The following is a 17,077-nucleotide window of genomic DNA, read 5'->3' as shown; positions in this document are numbered from 1 at the left end:
GAGACCGCGTCGGCGGGTCACATCTACGCGGTGATCGGCCTGAAGGACACCACCACCGGCGACACCCTGAGCGACCCGAACGACCAGGTCGTACTGGAGTCGATGACCTTCCCGGACCCGGTCATCGAGGTGGCCATCGAGCCCAAGACCAAGAGCGACCAGGAGAAGCTGAGCCTCTCGATCCAGAAGCTCGCCGAAGAGGACCCGACGTTCAAGGTGCACCTGGACCAGGAGACCGGCCAGACCGTGATCGGCGGGATGGGCGAGCTGCACCTGGACATCCTGGTGGACCGCATGCGCCGCGAATTCAAGGTCGAGGCCAACGTCGGTAAGCCACAGGTGGCCTACAAGGAGACCATCAAGCGGGCCGCGAACAACGTCGAGTTCACCCACAAGAAGCAGACGGGTGGCTCCGGCCAGTTCGCGAAGGTGATCATCAACCTCGAGCCGTTCACCGGCGAGGACGGCGCCACCTACGAGTTCGAGAACAAGGTCACCGGTGGCCGCATCCCCCGGGAGTACATCCCGTCGGTGGACGCGGGCGCGCAGGACGCGATGCAGTACGGTGTGCTGGCCGGTTACCCGCTGGTGAACCTCAAGGTCACGCTGCTCGACGGCGCCTTCCACGAGGTCGACTCCTCGGAGATGGCGTTCAAGATCGCCGGTTCGCAGGTGCTGAAAAAGGCTGCCGCGCAAGCACAGCCGGTGATCCTGGAACCCATCATGGCCGTCGAGGTCACCACGCCCGAGGACTACATGGGCGACGTGATCGGCGACTTGAACTCTCGCCGTGGCCAGATCCAGGCCATGGAGGAGCGGAGCGGTGCACGCGTCGTCAGGGCGCACGTGCCGCTGTCGGAGATGTTCGGCTACGTCGGCGACCTGAGGTCCAAGACCCAAGGCCGGGCGAACTACTCCATGGTGTTCGACTCCTACGCCGAAGTGCCGGCGAACGTGTCGAAGGAGATCATCGCGAAGGCGACGGGTCAGTAAACATCTGCTCGGAGTAATCTTGCCGGGTCATTGCAAAGCCTTGGGCGCGGCACAACTGAAAACACCAACACTGCTTTAACAAGCACCAACAAGTCCAGGAGGACAACGAAGTGGCGAAGGCGAAGTTCGAGCGGACGAAGCCGCACGTCAACATTGGGACCATCGGTCACGTTGACCACGGCAAGACGACGCTGACCGCGGCTATCACCAAGGTTCTGCACGACAAGTACCCGGACTTGAACGAGTCCCGCGCGTTCGACCAGATCGACAACGCGCCCGAGGAGCGTCAGCGCGGTATCACCATCAACATCTCCCACGTGGAGTACCAGACCGACAAGCGGCACTACGCCCACGTCGACGCCCCCGGCCACGCCGACTACATCAAGAACATGATCACCGGCGCCGCCCAGATGGACGGCGCGATCCTGGTGGTCGCCGCCACCGACGGCCCGATGCCGCAGACCCGCGAGCACGTGCTGCTGGCGCGTCAGGTGGGCGTGCCCTACATCCTGGTGGCGCTGAACAAGGCCGACATGGTCGACGACGAGGAGCTGCTGGAGCTCGTCGAGATGGAGGTCCGCGAGCTGCTGGCCGCCCAGGAGTTCGACGAGGACGCCCCGGTCGTTCGGGTGTCGGCGCTCAAGGCGCTCGAGGGCGACGCGAAGTGGGTCGAGTCCGTCGAGCAGCTGATGGACGCGGTCGACGAGTCGATCCCGGACCCGGTCCGCGAGACCGAGAAGCCGTTCCTGATGCCGGTGGAGGACGTGTTCACGATCACCGGTCGTGGCACTGTGGTCACCGGTCGTGTCGAGCGCGGCGTGATCAACGTGAACGAGGAAGTCGAGATCGTCGGCATCCGGCCGACCAGCACCAAGACCACGGTCACCGGTGTGGAGATGTTCCGCAAGCTGCTCGACCAGGGGCAGGCCGGTGACAACGTCGGTCTGCTGCTGCGCGGTATCAAGCGCGAGGACGTCGAGCGCGGTCAGGTCGTCACGAAGCCCGGCACCACCACGCCGCACACCGAGTTCGAGGGCTCGGTCTACATCCTGTCCAAGGATGAGGGCGGCCGGCACACGCCGTTCTTCAACAACTACCGTCCGCAGTTCTACTTCCGCACCACCGACGTGACCGGTGTGGTGACACTGCCGGAGGGCACCGAGATGGTGATGCCCGGTGACAACACCAACATCTCGGTCAAGCTGATCCAGCCCGTCGCCATGGACGAGGGTCTGCGGTTCGCGATCCGCGAGGGTGGCCGCACCGTCGGCGCCGGCCGGGTCGTCAAGATCATCAAGTAGTCCGTCCGCGCTAAAGCCCGGATTGCCGATTGCGGCAATCCGGGCTTTATGCGTTTTACCGGGCCGAACGCGGCCGGCTCCGCTACGATTCCTCGGTAAGGGAGTCGGGGGCGGAAGATGACCGGGAGGTTCGGATGTCCTTCGTATTCGCGACGCCTGAATACGTGGAGGCAGCGGCGTCGGATCTAGCCAGGATCGGCTGGACGATCACGTCGGCGAACTCGATGGCGATGGGCCCGACGTCGACCGTGCTGGCCCCGGGCGCCGATGAGGTGTCCGCAGGCATCGCGGCGCTGTTCGGCGCGCACTCTCAGGTATATCAGGCGCTCAGCGCGCAGGCCGCGGCGTTTCACAACCAGTTCGTGCAACTGATGAATGGCGGCGCGGCGCAATACCTGGCCACCGAGGCCGCTAACACCACGCCGTTGCAGGCCGCGGGGGCACCCGCGTCGATGGCCGCGCAGCTGCCGGCGGCGGCGGCCGCGGGCGGTTCGGCGCCGGGCGTACCGGCGGCCCCCCTGATGTCGGCGATCGCGCCGGCTTCGGCGATCGCGGGCAATCCGGCAGCTGCCGGCCCGACGGTGGTCGCCGGGGCCGCGGGGCCGGCCGGGCTGGCCCCGGCCGCCACGCCCGCGACGCCGGTGAATATGGTGACGCCCGCCTACGCCCCGGCCGCCTCGCAGCCGGTAGCGACCCCTCCGACGACGGTCAACCCGCTCGTCTCGACGCCCGCCCAGGTTGAGACACCGCAGGCCGCCGCGGCCCCGGCGATGCCGGTATCGACCGGCACACCGGTGAAAATGGTGTCGGCCCATTCGCCCACCCCGGGGACTTCGGCGGGGTCGTCGGCGCGTCCCGCGCCGCCGCTGATACCCAGGGTGGACTGACACTCCGGCCGTTCGCGCGTATGCGAGTCGTGCTGAGACAGCGACAGCTAATCTGACACGGAAATTCGGCCAGTGTAAGGAGACACTCGTGTTGGCGCGCTACCTGAAGGCACAGTTGGTGGTTTTGCTGTGCGGCGGCCTGGTCGGGCCGATTTTCCTGATCGTCTATTTCACCCTCGGGCTCGGCAGCCTGTTGCAGTGGATGTTCTATGTCGGTCTCCTCGTCACCGTGGCCGACGTGCTGATCGCGCTCGCACTGGCCAACTACGGCGCGAAGTCCTCGGCCAAGACCGCGGCGCTCGAACAAAGCGGGGTGCTGGCCCTCGCCCAGATCACCGGCGTCACCGAGACCGGGACGTGGATCAACAACCAGCAGGTGGTCAAGGTGCACCTGCACATCGCCGGGCCCGGGTTCCTGCCGTTCGACAGCGAGGACCGGGTGATCGCCAGCGTGACCCGGCTGGGCAACCTCAACGCACGCAAATTGGTGGTGCTGGTCAATCCCACCACCAATGAATACCTAATCGACTGGGAGCGAAGCGCTTTGGTCAACGGCCTGGTGCCCGCCCAGTTCACGGTGTCCGAAGACAACCAGACCTACGACCTGAGCGGGCAGGCTGGCCCGTTGATGGAGATCCTGCAGATCCTCAAGGCCAACAACGTCCCGCTGAACCGGATGGTGGACATCCGGTCGAATCCGGTGCTGCGCCAGCAGATTCAGGCGGTGGTGCGCCGGGCGGCCGAACAACAGGCGCCGGCCGCCCAGCCGGCCCCCCAACCGGCGACTGCCGGCGGGCCCGCACCGGTGGTCACGCCCCCGCAACCATCGATCGCTCAACGGCTGCAGGAACTCGAGACGCTGCGCGCCAGCGGCGCGCTGACCGACCAGGAGTACAGCAGCCGGCGGGCCCAGATCATCTCCGAAATCTGATCGCCGGCCGAGTTAGAACAGGTTTCAGTTCCGCTGCTAGCCTGACTCCGTGACTGGATCACTGCAGGGGCGGGTCGCGTTCATCACCGGCGCCGCCCGCGCCCAGGGCCGTTCGCACGCGGTGCGGCTGGCCCGCGAGGGTGCCGACATCATCGCGCTCGACATCTGTGCGCCGGCGTCGAAGTGCCTCACCTACACGCCCGCCACGCCGGAGGACCTCGCCGAGACGGTCCGCCTGGTGGAAGCCGAGGGGCGCAAGGTGTTGGCGCGCGAAGTGGACATCCGGGACGACGCCGCCCTGCGCCAGCTCGTGGCCGACGGCGTCGAACAATTCGGCCGGCTCGACATCGTGGTGGCCAACGCCGGAGTCCTGAGCTGGGGCCGGGTTTGGGAGCTCACCGACGAGCAGTGGGACACGGTGATCGGGGTCAACCTGACCGGCACCTGGCGCACCCTGCGGGCCACCGTGCCCGCGATGATCGAGGCCGGCAACGGGGGGTCGATCGTGGTGGTCAGCTCGTCGGCGGGGCTGAAAGCCACGCCCGGCAACGGGCATTACTCGGCCAGCAAGCACGGTCTCACCGCGCTGACCAACACGCTGGCCATCGAGCTCGGCGAATACAACATCCGCGTCAACTCCATCCATCCGTATTCGGTCGACACCCCGATGATCGAGCCGGAGGCGATGATGGAGATATTTGCCCGCCATCCCAGCTTCGTGCACAGCTTTCCCCCGATGCCCTTGCAGCCCAACGGCTTCATGACCCCCGATGAGGTGGCCGATGTTGTGGCGTGGCTAGCTGGCGACGGCGCGGGCACCCTCACCGGCACGCAGGTGCCCGTGGACAAGGGCGCCTTGAAGTACTGACCGGCCAGCGTGGTATGAACTCCACGTGACCGCTAGCAAAGGAATCGTGATCGTCGGTGGCGGTCTGGCCGCCGCCCGGACCGCCGAGCAGCTTCGCCGGTCGGGTTACGCGGGCCGCGTCACGATCGTCAGCGACGAGGTGCACCTGCCCTACGATCGCCCGCCGCTGTCAAAAGAGGTGCTGCGCAAAGAAGTCGACGACGTGGCCCTCAAACCCCGCGGGTGGTACGACGAGAACGACATCACCCTGCGGCTCGGCGCCGCGGCCACCGGCCTGGACACCGCGGCGCAGACGGTGACGCTGGCCGACGGGTCCGTGATCGGCTACGACGAACTCGTCATCGCGACCGGCCTGGTGCCGCGGCGCATCCCTACGCTGCCTGATCTGGAGGGCATCCGGGTGCTGCGCACGTTCGACGAGAGCCTGGCGCTGCGCGAACACGCGTCCGCCGCGCGGCGCGCCGTGATCGTCGGCGCCGGCTTCATCGGCTGCGAGGTGGCGGCCAGCCTGCGCAGCCTCGGGGTGGACGTGGTGTTGGTCGAGCCCCAGCCGACGCCCCTGGCGTCGGTGCTCGGCGAGCAGATCGGTGGGCTGGTCGCGCGGCTGCACCGCGAGGAAGGGGTCGACGTCCGCCTCGGCGTCGGGGTGGCCGACGTGCGCGGCGACGGGCGGGTGGACACCGTGGTGCTGTCCGACGGCTCCGAGCTGGCGGCCGACCTGGTGGTGATCGGCATCGGGTCGCACCCGGCGACCGGCTGGCTCGAGGGCAGCGGCGTCGAGGTGGACAACGGCGTGCTCTGCGACCAGGCCGGACGGACCAGCGCGCCCAACGTGTGGGCGCTCGGTGACGTCGCCTCCTGGCGCGATGCGACGGGACATCAAGCGCGCGTGGAACATTGGAGCAATGTCGCCGACCAGACCCGCGTCGTGGTGCCCGCGATGCTGGGCCAGGACGTGTCGTCGGCCGCGGTCGTCGTCCCGTACTTCTGGAGCGACCAGTACGACGTGAAGATCCAGTGCCTGGGAGAACCGGAGGCCACCGACACCGTCCACCTCGTCGAGGACGACGGCCGCAAGTTCCTGGCGTACTACGAGCGCGACGGGGTGTTGGTCGGCGTCGTCGGCGGCGGGATGCCGGGCAAGGTCATGAAGGTCCGCGGCAAGATCGCAGCCGGCGCACCCATTTCCGACGTGCTGGGCTGACCGGCTACCGCCAGTGCACCGGCGGACCGTGCGGGTGGCATTCGCCGAGAACCTGCAGCTCGCCCCCGGGCCACCGGCGCGCCCGCACCAGGAACCGGATCGGTGAGTCGGGGCCGCCGCGCGCCGGCTCCAGCGTGAGGTGCACGAACGGCGACCGCGCGTCCGCCTGTGCGCCCACCGCGCGGACCCGGGCGCGCACCGTCTCGCGCTCCTCCTCGGACAGGTACTGCCAGGTGATCGAGTGCCACAGCACCGTCAGCGAGCCCTCGGCAGGCGCCAGGCCGGCGACCGCGTCGGCCGCGGTCTGGCGCGCCAGCCGTGCCGGCACCTGCCGGGCGACCTCGATGGCGCCGCGCAGCCGTTCGAGTCGGGCCGTCTGGTCGGGCCAGACGTAGCTCAACACGGTGAGCTCGCCGTCGGCTGCGGTGACGTCGACGGGTGCGATGTCGTAGCCGTGCCGCTCGACGATGCGCACCCCGCCGCCGGGCGGCAGAGCGCCGCGCCACGCGTCGGTGATGGTCACCGGCGAATCGCTGGGCCCCCACTCTCCTCCGGCGAAGCGGTACCGGTAGCGGTCCGCGCGCAGGTTGAGTCCCGCGCTGGTGCCGATCTCGAAAAGCCTTATCGGCAGGTCTGATTCACCGTTGATGCGCAACAGGGCGCCGATGAGTGCGGCGGAGCGCCCCACCTCGTTGGTCTGGGGCGGTTGCTGCAACGCCGCCCGCAGCGTTTCGGTGTGGCCGGCCACGACGTCCACGATGTCGGGCCACGCCCGTTCGGCGTCCCAGCTGCCGCCCGTGCTGGGATACCACCGGCGCAGCTGCTCAGCCCGGCCGTCGAGCACCAACCGGTGCAGCCCGCCGAGCAGCCGCAGCGGCACCGCGAGGCGGGAGGGGGCGTCCTCGTGCCCGGACAAGACGGCCGCGAAGACCCCGCCGGCGGCGACGTCGCGGGCCACCAGCTCGAAGAGCTCGCCGTACATCGGCGAGCCGGAGCCCGCGCAGAACCGCCCCTGCGCGCGCAGGGTGTGCAGCAGGTGGTCGGCGGTCATCGATCCAGCCCGTGCAACCCGGTGGCCACCACGTCGAACGCCTGGCCCAGCGCGGTCGGCAGCGGCACGGACTCGTCGCCGAGCCAGTGCTCGTAGGCCGACAGCGCCACCCCCAGCATGGTCCATGCGACGGTCCGGGGCAGCAGGTCGGTCGTCTTGCGGTCCGACCGGCGGGCCACGAAACCGGCGATCACCTCGCGCCAGCCGGCGTACATGGTCATCGAGTAGGCCTGCAGCTCGGCCGTTTGCAGTATCACCCGCATGCGCTGGCGGTGTCGCGCGGTCTCGGACTCGTCAAAGGTGTTGAACGCCAACAGTGCATCGCGCAACGCCTGACCCAACGGCACCCGCGGATCGACGTCGTCGAGCAGGTCGCTCAGGTGCGCGAGGTGGGTGTCGAAGTCGCCCCACGGGATGGCGTTCTTGGAGGCGTAGTAACGGAACAGGGTCCGCCTCGAGATGCCGGCGGCGTGCGCGACGTCGTCGACGCTGACGTCGGCGAAACCGCGGGCGCTGAACAGCTCGATGGCGACGTCGGTGATGTGGTGGGGCGTGGTCGAGCGGCGACGGCCCACCCGCGGCTGCGGCCCCATGAGACCCCGCCCTTCCATTTCGGCACTCGATGCCATATTCTGACGAAGCTTGTGACCCAAGTCCCATCGTTGTCAAGACCCGGCGAAAGGCAAAGACCCATGGACCACGAGACCGAGACCGAGACCCAGCTCGTCGCCGAGACCCTGGTCGAAGAGGTGTCCATCGACGGCATGTGCGGGGTCTACTGACCGCGTGTTCGACCCCGACCGCGGCTGGCGGCTGCACCCGCAGGTGGCGGTTCGACCCGAACCGTTCGGGGCGCTGCTCTATCACTTCGGCACCCGCAAGCTGTCGTTTCTGAAGAACCGCACCATCCTGACGGTGGTGCGGTCCCTGGCCGACCATCCCGACGTGCACTCCGCCTGCCGCGCGGCAGGCGTGGACGACTCGGGTGAGGCGCCGTACCTGCAGGCGCTGGGCGTGTTGGCCGATTCGTCGATGTTGGTTCCTCAGGAGGCCCCATGACCGCCGGACTGGCCAGAGTGCCGCGGCTCATCGAGCAGTTCGAGAGCGGGCTGGATGCGCCCATCTGCCTGACGTGGGAGTTGACCTACGCCTGCAATCTGGCGTGCGTGCACTGCCTTTCGTCGTCGGGTAAGCGGGATCCGCGGGAGCTGTCCACCCGGCAGTGCATGGACATCATCGACGAGCTGGAACGCATGCAGGTGTTCTACGTCAACATCGGCGGCGGGGAGCCGACCGTGCGGCCGGACTTCTGGGAGCTGGTCGACTACGCCACCGCGCACCACGTCGGGGTGAAGTTCTCCACCAACGGCGTCCGCATCACCGAAGAGGTGGCCACCCGGCTGGCAGCCAGCGACTACGTCGACGTCCAGATCTCGCTCGACGGCGCCACCGCGGAGGTCAACGACGCGGTCCGGGGACCCGGCTCCTTCGACATGGCGGTGCGTGCGCTGGAGAACCTGGCGGCGGCGGGCTTCGCGGACGCCAAGATCTCGGTGGTGGTCACCCGGCACAACGTCGACCAGCTCGACGAATTCGCCGCGCTGGCACGCCGTTACGGTGCGACCCTGCGGATCACCCGCCTGCGTCCGTCGGGGCGGGGCGCGGACGTCTGGGAGGACCTGCACCCCACCGCCGCCCAGCAGGTCCAGCTGTATGACTGGCTGGTGGCCAAGGGGGAGCGGGTGCTCACCGGTGATTCCTTCTTCCACCTGTCCCCGCTGGGCTCGGCCGGCGCGCTGGCCGGCCTGAACATGTGCGGTGCCGGCCGGGTGGTGTGCCTGATCGACCCGGTGGGCGATGTCTACGCCTGCCCGTTCGCCATCCACGACCGCTTCCTGGCCGGAAACGTGTTGAGCGACGGTGGATTCGACAACGTCTGGAAGAGCGCACCGCTGTTCCGCGAGTTGCGCGAACCGCAGTCCGCGGGCGCCTGCGGCAGCTGCGGGCACTACGACGCCTGCCGGGGCGGGTGCATGGCGGCCAAGTTCTTCACCGGACTGCCGATGGACGGGCCGGATCCCGAATGCGTCCAGGGGCACAGCGCGTCGGCGCTGGCCCGGCAGCGGGAGACGCCGCGTCCCCGCGCCGACCATTCCCACGGGCGCCGGGTCCGGCAGCCGGTGCCGCTGACGCTGTCGGTGCGACCGCCGGACGCGCCGCCCGCCCGCCTGTGCAACGAAAGCCCGGTCTAGCCATGGCCGACCAGTGGTTCGAGACCGTCGCCATCGCGCAGCAACGCGCGAAACGGCGGCTCCCGAAATCCGTGTATTCCGCGCTGGTTGCGGGCAGCGAAAAGGGAATCACCGTCGCAGGCAACGTCGAGGCCTTCAGCGAACTCGGGTTCGCCCCCCACGTCGTGGGCGCGCCGGAAAAGCGCGACCTGTCGACCACCGTTATGGGACAGGATATTTCGCTGCCGGTGCTGATCTCGCCCACCGGCGTGCAGGCCGTCGACCCCGACGGCGAGGTTGCCGTCGCGCGGGCCGCGGCGGCGCGCGGCACGGCGATGGGACTGTCCTCGTTCGCGAGCAAACCGATCGAGGACGTCATCGCCGCCAACCCCAAGGTCTTCTTCCAGGTCTACTGGCTGGGCGGGCGCGACGCGATCGCCGAGCGGGTGGAGCGGGCCCGGCAGGCCGGTGCGGTCGGCTTGATCGCCACCACCGACTGGTCGTTCTCCCACGGCCGCGACTGGGGCAGCCCGAAGATCCCCGAGGAGATGAACCTGCGGACCATCCTGCGCCAGTCGCCGGAGGCCGTCTTCAAGCCCCGCTGGCTGTGGAAGTACGGCAAGACGCTGCGCCCGCCGGACCTGCGCGTGCCCAACCAGGCGCGCCGCGGCGAACCCGGCCCGCCGTTCTTCGCGGCCTACGGGGAGTGGATGGGCACGCCGCCCCCGACGTGGGAGGACATCGCCTGGCTCCGCGAGCTGTGGGGCGGGCCGTTCATGCTCAAGGGCGTGATACGCGTCGATGACGCGAAAAGGGCCGTGGACGCTGGAGTTTCGGCGATTTCGGTGTCGAACCACGGCGGCAACAACCTGGACGGAACGCCGGCGTCGATCCGCGCCCTGCCCGCGGTGGCCGCCGCGGTGGGCGATCAGGTCGAGGTGCTGCTCGACGGCGGCATCCGCCGCGGCAGTGACGTCGTGAAGGCGGTGGCGCTCGGGGCCCGCGCGGTGATGATCGGCCGCGCGTACCTGTGGGGCCTGGCCGCGGCCGGGCAGGCGGGCGTGGAGAACGTGCTCGACATCCTGCGCGGCGGCATCGACTCGGCGCTGATGGGTCTGGGGCGTGGCAGCGTCCACGACCTTGGCCCGGACGACATCCTCGTGCCGCCCGGCTTCACCAGGGCGCTCGGCGTCCCGGACGGCGGCGGCGCGTAGGCGCCAATCACCGATATCCCGGGCAGATTTCCCGAGAATGATGGCCCGCCCACACCGTGGTACAAGCGTGGTGTCCGTGACGGACGAGCATTGATTTCGAACGCCGCATGAACCAGCCAGAAAAAAATCATTTTCAACGGACAACAATCGGTGCACGCCAGGTGAATTCGTCCTACCATCACCGAGTGCCCGTACTCGGCGAATTGGCAATGGCGACGTCAAGCCAGCTGTCGGGCACCTCGCCGTCGGTATTGGTCCCGCTGGGGTCGACCGAACAGCACGGTCCGCACCTGCCGTTGGATACCGACACCCGGATCGCAACCGCGGTCGCCCGCGGGGCCAGGGCGCGCCTCAGGCGCGACTGGCTGGTGGCGCCGGCCATCGCCTACGGCGCCAGCGGCGAGCACCAGAGCTTCGCCGGAACCATCTCGATCGGGACCGAAGCCCTGACGACGCTGCTGGTGGAGTACGGCCGGTCGGCCGCTGGCTGGGCCGGGCGCCTGGTCTTCGTCAACGGCCATGGCGGCAACACCGCCGCGCTGAGCGTCGCGGTGGCCCGGCTGCGCGCCGAGGGTCGCGACGCCGGCTGGTGCCCATGCCTGGCCGCCGGCGGCGACGCCCACGCCGGCCACACCGAAACCTCGCTGTTGCTGCACATCTCGCCGGGCGACGTGCTGACCGATCGGTGGCTCACCGGCAACCGGGCGCCGCTCGCCGAACTGCTGCCGTCGATGCGCCGCGGAGGAGTGGCTGCGGTCAGCCCCGTGGGCGTGCTTGGAGACCCGACCACCGCGACCGCCGCCGAGGGGGAGCGCATCCTCGCCGAGATGGTCGACGGGTGTGTCCGCCGGGTAGACCGTTGGTCACCCGGGCGCGACGGGATGCTGACGTGACCGCGCCCGCGCCCCGGCTGCCGGACGGCTTCGCCGTCCAGGTCGATCGCCGCGTGCGGGTGCTCGGCGACGGCTCCGCGCTGCTCGGCGGTTCGCCGACCCGGCTGCTCAAGCTCGCGCCGGCCGCCCAGGACATGCTGTGCGACGGCCGGCTGAAGGTCCGCGACGACGTCAGCGCGCAGCTGGCCCGCACGCTGCTGGACGCCACGGTCGCGCATCCGCGGCCGGCGGGTGGCCCGTCGCACCACGACGTCACTGTGGTAATCCCGGTGCGAGACAACCTGTCCGGAGTGCGACGCCTGGTGAGCTCGCTGCGCGGCCTGCGGGTTATCGTGGTGGACGACGGCTCGTTCCCGCCCATCGAGCCGGACGATTTCGTCGGCGCCCACTGCGACGTGGAGGTGCTGCGGCACTCGCGCAGCCGGGGTCCGGCCGCCGCCCGCAACACCGGGCTGGCCGCCTGCACCACCGACTACGTCGCCTTCCTGGATTCCGATGTCGCGCCCCGGCGCGGGTGGCTGGAGGCGCTGCTCGGGCATTTCTGTGATCCGACCGTCGCGCTGGCCGCGCCGCGCATCGTCGGTTTGTCGCACAGTGAGAATGTGGTGGCGCGTTATGAGGCGGTGCACTCCTCGCTCGACCTCGGCGAGCGCGAAGCCCCGGTACTGCCCCACAGCACCGTGTCCTACGTGCCCAGCGCGGCGATCATCTGTCGGTGTTCCGCCCTGCGCGCGGTCGGTGGGTTCGACGAGACGCTGCAGTCCGGCGAGGACGTCGACCTGTGTTGGCGGCTCATCGAAGCCGGCGCCCGGCTGCGCTACGAGCCCATCGCGCTGGTCGCCCACGACCACCGCACCGAACTGAGGGATTGGCTGGCGCGCAAGGCCTTCTACGGCGGCTCGGCGGCCCCGCTCTCGGTCCGCCACCCGGACAAGACGGCGCCGGTGGTGATCTCCGGCTGGGCGCTGATGACCTGGATCCTGGTGGCGTTCGGGACCAGCCTGTCGCAGCTGGCCTCCGTGGTCTTCGCCGTCTTGACGGGTCGCCGGATCGCCAGGGCGATGCGCGGTGCCGACACCTCGATCACCGACGTCGTGGTGATCGCGGCCCGCGGCCTGTGGTCGGCGGCGCTGCAGCTGGCGTCGGCCCTGTGCCGCCATTACTGGCCGCTGGCACTGATCGCCGCCACGGTGTCGCGACATTTCCGGCGTGTCGTGCTGGTCGCGGCGATCATGGACGGCGTGGTGGACTGGCTGCGCCGCCGCGACGCCATCGGGGACGACGCGGAGCCGATCGGCCTGCTGACGTATCTGTTGCTCAAGCGCGTCGACGACCTGGCGTACGGTCTCGGGTTGTGGTGGGGTGTGCTGCGGGAGCGCAACCTGCGCGCGCTGAAACCGCAGATTCGGAGCTAGCCGCCACCTTGACCCGTCCTTGATGAACGCCGCCCCGCACAGCGACGTGCTGATCGTCGGTGCCGGCAGTGCTGGATCGGTTGTTGCCGAGCGCCTTTCGGTCGATCCCAGCCGCGTGGTGACCGTCCTCGAGGCGGGCCCGGCCCTCGACGATCCGGGACTGCTCGCCCAAACCGCCAACGGCTCCCAGCTGCCGATAGGGGTCGGCAGCCCACTGGTCCGGCGCTATCAGACCAGCCTGACCGATCGGCCGGTGCGCCGGCATCCACTCGTGCGCGGGGCGACGGTCGGCGGTTCCGGCGCGGTCAACGGTGGCTATTTCTGCCGCGGGTTGCCGCGCGACTTCGACCGCCTCGCCCTGCCGGGCTGGGCCTGGTCCGACGTCCTCGACAGCTTCCGCGCCATCGAGACCGACCTCGATTTCACGGGCCCCGCCCACGGGGACAGCGGCCCGATCAGGGTGCGTCGCACCCGGGAGATGACCGGCACCACGGAGCGTTTCATCGCCGCCGCAGAGCGCTCCGGATTCGGCTGGATCAGTGATCTCAACGACGTTGGCACCGAACCGGTTTCGGGCATAGGGGCGGTCCCGCTCAACATCGTCGACGGTGTGCGTACCGGATCCGGTGCCGGATTCCTGCTGCCGGCCCTGGGCCGGCCCAATCTGACGTTGCACGCGCAGACCCGCGCGGCGCGGTTGCGGTTCGCCGGCACCGCCGCGATCGGTGTCGACGCGATTGGCCCGCACGGCCGCATGACCCTGACCGCTGATCGGATCGTGCTGTGCGCCGGTGCCATTCAAACCGCGCAACTGCTGATGCTTTCCGGCATCGGGTCGGAGGACGGTTTGCGGGCCGTCGGCGTACCCACGGTGGCGCCGCTGCCGGTCGGCGCCGCGTTCAGCGATCACCCCGAATGGGTGTTGCCGACCGAGTGGACGGTGGCCCCCGGCCGGCCGGTGCTCGAGGTCGTGCTCAGCACCGACGAGGATCTCGAGATCAGGCCCTACACCGGAGGATTCGTCGCGATGACGGGCGACGGCACCGCCGGGCATGCCGACTGGCCGCACATCGGCGTGGCGCTCATGCAGCCGCGGGCGCGCGGGCGCGTCACGCTGGTCTCCGCGGACCCCGACGTCCCGCCCCTCATCGAACACCGTTACGACAGCCGGCCCGGCGACGTCGCGGCGCTACGCCGGGGGGCCGAGCTTGCCCGCGAACTGGCCGGTACCGCAACCCCTGTCGGCGCTCCCACCGTATGGTCCACTTCGCAACATCTGTGCGGCACCGCGCCGATGGGTGCCGACACCGACCCGCGGGCCGTCGTCGATCATCGCTGCCGGGTGCGCGGCATCGACAACCTTTGGGTGATCGACGGCTCGATCCTGCCCGCCATCACCAGCCGGGGGCCGCACGCGACCATCGTGATGCTCGGGCATCGGGCCGCCGAGTTCGTGCGGTGATTGCGCACGCGTGTGGGGGCGGGCCCCACCATGATGATGCGTGGGGGCCCGCCCCGACGAGCGGCTAATGTTCGCGCGGTCCACGCAGATGGCCACGACAAGTGGCGGTGCGCGCGCAGGTGTGCGTCGCGCGGACAATGCGTCGCAGTATTCGTGGACGGCACGGCCGCCGGCTCGCTTTACACGTGCTCTTGATTACCCCGGTGACTCACCTCCTTCCCGCGTGCCCGAAATACGTTGGCGGTCAAGCCCGCAGCGGAGGTGACCGCTGCCGCGCCAACGCCACATCGCACCTAGCCTCGCGGAGATGACCTGTATCTATCGATATCTATTTCAGATACCAGAAGCGGCAGGCCGTTTCAAGGATTCCCGGCCGCGTGCACGCTGAAGCTGCTGTCGGACAACGGCATTGGCCGTCGCGCTCAGTCACGGCCTCGGGACGCGATCCGGCGTATCGGTCGCAGCTGCCGCCCGCCGCGGCCCGGCGCCCAGAGCCCGATCAGCACCGCGGCGACCGCGACGATCACGGCCATCGCGACCGTGGACGCATGCAGGGCCGCCAAGAACGCGGTCTTGCTGAGGTCCGCCAGCTGGCGGCCCTGGGGTCCCAGCCTGCCCGCGACCTCGACGGCTTTGGCCAGCGAATCCGTGGCCGGCCCGCGGACCGGTGCCGGGAAGTCAACCAGCTTCGGGGCCAACTCGTGTGAATACCGGCCGGCCAGAATGGAACCGGCCACCGCGATCCCCAACGCGCCGCCCATCTCGCGGGACGTGTCGTTCACCGCGGAGGCGACGCCCTGCTTCTCGTCGGGAACCGCGCCCATGATCGCCGACGTCGTCGGCGCCGTGCAGATTCCGATACCCGTGGCCAACACGAGAGTGGGCCAGGCGAATTGGAGGTAGGACGAATGCAGGTTCAGCCGGTACATGCAGGCGAACCCGACCGCCATCAGCAGCGTGCCCACGAACAACACCAGCCGCAGACCCAGCTTGGGCACGTACCAGAACGACAGCGCCGAGAAGATGCCCAGCGGCACCATGAACGGGCCGAAGGAGATCGCCGTCTCCAGGGCCGAGTAGCCCATGATCTGTTGCACGTATTGCATGCCGATGTAGAAGAAGCCGAACGTCGCGCCGAACAAGATGACGATCGCGGCGACACCGGTGGCGAAATTCGCGTCCGCGAACAACCGCACGTCCAGCAGCGGTTGCCCGTCGCGCCGGGTGAGCCGGAGCTCGGCGACACCGAAGGCGGCGGCGAGCACCGCGCCCGCGGCGAGTCCGCCCCAGACCAGCGGGTCGCTCCACCCGCGGGTGGGGGCTTCGAGGATCGCGGCTACGGCGATCGCCACGGCGGCGCCGATCAGGACCGCGCCCAGCGAATCGATGCGCGGAGCGCCGCTGTCGCGGGACGAGGCGACGGTGCACGCCAGCGCGAAGATCACCAGCCCGCCGGCGCCCAGGGACCAGAAGATCGCGTGCCAGTCCCAGAAGCGAAGCAGCAGGCCGGAGCCGAGCATGCCCAGCACCCCGCCGGATCCGGCCGTGCCGGCCCAGATCCCGACCGCCTTCGTGCGTTCGTCCTTCGGATGGGCCACCGTCAGCAGCGACAGCGTCGCCGGCATCACGAAAGCGGCGCCGATCCCGGCGACCGCGCGTCCGGCGATGATCTGAGCCGGGCTGTGCAGCATCGCCGGCGCCACCGACCCGACGGAGAAGACCACCATGCCGATCAGCAGGGCGCCGCGCCTTCCGTAGCGGTCGCCGATCGCGCCTGCGGGCAGCAGCAGGCACGCCAGGGCCACGGTGTACCCGTCGACGACCCAGTTGAGCTGCGACTGGGTGGCCGAGGTGGCCACCGCGAGGTCTCCCAGCGCGGTGTTCAGCGCCGTCATCGACGCGACCACCAGCGCGACGCCCATGCAGGCGACGGCCAGCGTCCAGTTCCGCGCTCGGGGGCTTCCGCCGATGCTGACCGCATCAGTACGCTGGTCGGGCCGGACCAGGGTTTCGACCATGTGCTACGCCTCCTCACGGTGGCGCCGAAGAGAGAGTTTCGAGACCGACAGTCTTGTAGATAGACCGATAGTCTTGTTCCCAAACGTGGGAGGTGGGTCACAATTACCGGCGGTAACACCGATCCACGCCCGGCGCGCTCGCGAGCCCGCCTGCTCGAGGCCGCCGCGGCGCTGCTGAGTTCCGGTGGGCCCAGCGCGGTGACCGTCGACGCGGTCACCCGTACCGCCAACGTAGCGAGGGCCACGTTGTATCGCCACTTCCCCAGCGGAAACGATTTGCTCGCAGCGGCTTTCAACAGCCTCATCCCGCCGGCGCCCTCGCCGCCCGCCGAGGGGTCGCTGCGGGATCGCCTGGTGGCGGTGGTGTTGGCCCAGGCCGAGTCCGTGGCGCAGGCGCCCGCCCTGATGGCTGCCATGTCGTGGCTGTCCATGGGCCGGGACCTCGAGGAGCTGCCGGAACCCCGCGGCACCCACTCGGCCGACAGCCCGGCGATCACCACGCTGCGCGAGCGCATCGCCCAGCAGTACGCGGCGCCGTTCGACGCCATCTTCGACAGCCCGGAGGCCGCCGAGCTGGGTGAGGTGGACCGGTCCCGCGCCATCGCGCTG

At 69.5% G+C, this 17,077-nt stretch carries 17 protein-coding genes; 14 read left to right on the top strand and 3 right to left on the bottom strand.

Annotated features, from left to right (window positions below):
• From A9X04_RS15395 to A9X04_RS15370, 6 genes are all read left to right on the top strand, one after another.
• On the top strand, positions 1-993 hold a 993-nt coding region (locus A9X04_RS15395; protein ID WP_369828964.1), incomplete at its 5' end, for an elongation factor G.
• A gap of 110 nt (positions 994-1,103) precedes the next feature.
• Positions 1,104-2,294 carry an elongation factor Tu gene (gene tuf / locus A9X04_RS15390; RefSeq protein WP_067921884.1) on the top strand — a complete coding sequence of 397 codons (1,191 nt, stop codon included), beginning with the start codon at positions 1,104-1,106 and terminating at the stop codon, positions 2,292-2,294.
• Between the two features lie 134 nt (positions 2,295-2,428).
• Positions 2,429-3,181: a PE family protein gene (locus tag A9X04_RS29755; protein WP_082972725.1), complete on the top strand. Its 753-nt coding sequence runs from the start codon at positions 2,429-2,431 to the stop codon at positions 3,179-3,181.
• An 88-nt stretch (positions 3,182-3,269) separates the two neighbouring features.
• Positions 3,270-4,112: an SHOCT domain-containing protein gene (locus tag A9X04_RS15380; protein WP_067921880.1), complete on the top strand. Its 843-nt coding sequence runs from the start codon at positions 3,270-3,272 to the stop codon at positions 4,110-4,112.
• A 49-nt stretch (positions 4,113-4,161) separates the two neighbouring features.
• Positions 4,162-4,980 carry a mycofactocin-coupled SDR family oxidoreductase gene (locus tag A9X04_RS15375; RefSeq protein WP_067921877.1) on the top strand — a complete coding sequence of 273 codons (819 nt, stop codon included), beginning with the start codon at positions 4,162-4,164 and terminating at the stop codon, positions 4,978-4,980.
• Between the two features lie 25 nt (positions 4,981-5,005).
• Entirely contained in the window at positions 5,006-6,184 is a 1,179-nt protein-coding gene (locus A9X04_RS15370) for an NAD(P)/FAD-dependent oxidoreductase (protein WP_067921874.1), read from the top strand.
• Between the two features lie 4 nt (positions 6,185-6,188).
• Here A9X04_RS15370 and A9X04_RS15365 read toward each other — a convergent pair whose 3' ends face one another.
• Both A9X04_RS15365 and mftR read right to left on the bottom strand, forming a co-directional pair.
• Complete coding sequence (locus tag A9X04_RS15365) at positions 6,189-7,235, bottom strand: DUF2332 domain-containing protein (RefSeq protein WP_067921871.1); 1,047 nt, start codon at positions 7,233-7,235, stop codon at positions 6,189-6,191.
• The gene (mftR, locus tag A9X04_RS15360) at positions 7,232-7,828 is read right to left on the bottom strand and encodes a mycofactocin system transcriptional regulator (protein WP_067921868.1); all 597 of its coding nucleotides are present in this window, start codon (positions 7,826-7,828) and stop codon (positions 7,232-7,234) included. The genes A9X04_RS15365 and mftR overlap by 4 nt, the downstream gene beginning before the upstream one ends.
• Positions 7,829-7,927: 99 nt before the next feature.
• On the opposite strand from mftR, the gene mftA reads away from it, so the two are divergent.
• The 7 genes from mftA (at position 7,928) to mftG (ending at position 14,450) form a co-directional block, all read left to right on the top strand.
• On the top strand, positions 7,928-8,017 hold the full coding sequence (mftA, locus tag A9X04_RS15355; RefSeq protein ID WP_040621348.1) for a mycofactocin precursor MftA: 90 nt from the start codon (positions 7,928-7,930) through the stop codon (positions 8,015-8,017).
• A gap of 4 nt (positions 8,018-8,021) precedes the next feature.
• On the top strand, positions 8,022-8,294 hold the full coding sequence (mftB, locus tag A9X04_RS15350; RefSeq protein ID WP_067921865.1) for a mycofactocin biosynthesis chaperone MftB: 273 nt from the start codon (positions 8,022-8,024) through the stop codon (positions 8,292-8,294).
• Complete coding sequence (gene mftC / locus A9X04_RS15345) at positions 8,291-9,487, top strand: mycofactocin radical SAM maturase (RefSeq protein ID WP_067921862.1); 1,197 nt, start codon at positions 8,291-8,293, stop codon at positions 9,485-9,487. The genes mftB and mftC overlap by 4 nt, the downstream gene beginning before the upstream one ends.
• Before the next feature lie 2 nt (positions 9,488-9,489).
• Complete coding sequence (gene mftD, locus A9X04_RS15340; protein ID WP_067921860.1) at positions 9,490-10,680, top strand: pre-mycofactocin synthase MftD; 1,191 nt, start codon at positions 9,490-9,492, stop codon at positions 10,678-10,680.
• Between the two features lie 161 nt (positions 10,681-10,841).
• Positions 10,842-11,573: a mycofactocin biosynthesis peptidyl-dipeptidase MftE gene (gene mftE / locus A9X04_RS15335; protein ID WP_067921857.1), complete on the top strand. Its 732-nt coding sequence runs from the start codon at positions 10,842-10,844 to the stop codon at positions 11,571-11,573.
• The gene (gene mftF, locus A9X04_RS15330; protein WP_067921852.1) at positions 11,570-12,988 is read left to right on the top strand and encodes a mycofactocin biosynthesis glycosyltransferase MftF; all 1,419 of its coding nucleotides are present in this window, start codon (positions 11,570-11,572) and stop codon (positions 12,986-12,988) included. The genes mftE and mftF overlap by 4 nt, the downstream gene beginning before the upstream one ends.
• A 22-nt stretch (positions 12,989-13,010) precedes the next feature.
• Positions 13,011-14,450 carry a mycofactocin system GMC family oxidoreductase MftG gene (gene mftG, locus A9X04_RS15325; protein WP_067921849.1) on the top strand — a complete coding sequence of 480 codons (1,440 nt, stop codon included), beginning with the start codon at positions 13,011-13,013 and terminating at the stop codon, positions 14,448-14,450.
• A 422-nt stretch (positions 14,451-14,872) separates the two neighbouring features.
• Here mftG and A9X04_RS15320 read toward each other — a convergent pair whose 3' ends face one another.
• Positions 14,873-16,468 (bottom strand): MFS transporter, encoded by a 1,596-nt coding sequence (locus A9X04_RS15320; protein WP_067921846.1) that lies wholly within the window; start codon positions 16,466-16,468, stop codon positions 14,873-14,875.
• A gap of 150 nt (positions 16,469-16,618) precedes the next feature.
• Between A9X04_RS15320 and A9X04_RS15315 the strand changes: the two genes are divergently transcribed.
• Positions 16,619-17,077: TetR/AcrR family transcriptional regulator (locus tag A9X04_RS15315; protein WP_082975017.1), on the top strand; the 459-nt coding region annotated here is incomplete at its 3' end.

The sequence above is a fragment of the Mycobacterium sp. E3247 genome (assembly GCF_001667785.1).
In the GTDB taxonomy this organism is placed as follows: Bacteria; Actinomycetota; Actinomycetes; order Mycobacteriales; family Mycobacteriaceae; genus Mycobacterium.
Note: the sequence above shows the minus strand (reverse complement) of the source record. Positions and strands in the feature narration are given on the sequence as shown.

Excerpts from the sequence above, each read along its gene's own strand:
- mftA (WP_040621348.1), top strand. The coding sequence starts at position 7,928 with ATGGACCACGAGACCGAGACCGAGACCCAGCTCGTCGCCGAGACCCTG.
- mftD (WP_067921860.1), top strand. The coding sequence starts at position 9,490 with ATGGCCGACCAGTGGTTCGAGACCGTCGCCATCGCGCAGCAACGCGCG.
- mftC (WP_067921862.1), top strand. The coding sequence starts at position 8,291 with ATGACCGCCGGACTGGCCAGAGTGCCGCGGCTCATCGAGCAGTTCGAG.
- A9X04_RS15365 (WP_067921871.1), bottom strand. The coding sequence starts at position 7,235 with ATGACCGCCGACCACCTGCTGCACACCCTGCGCGCGCAGGGGCGGTTC.
- A9X04_RS29755 (WP_082972725.1), top strand. The coding sequence starts at position 2,429 with ATGTCCTTCGTATTCGCGACGCCTGAATACGTGGAGGCAGCGGCGTCG.
- mftR (WP_067921868.1), bottom strand. The coding sequence starts at position 7,828 with ATGGGGCCGCAGCCGCGGGTGGGCCGTCGCCGCTCGACCACGCCCCAC.
- A9X04_RS15320 (WP_067921846.1), bottom strand. The coding sequence starts at position 16,468 with ATGGTCGAAACCCTGGTCCGGCCCGACCAGCGTACTGATGCGGTCAGC.
- mftG (WP_067921849.1), top strand. The coding sequence starts at position 13,011 with ATGAACGCCGCCCCGCACAGCGACGTGCTGATCGTCGGTGCCGGCAGT.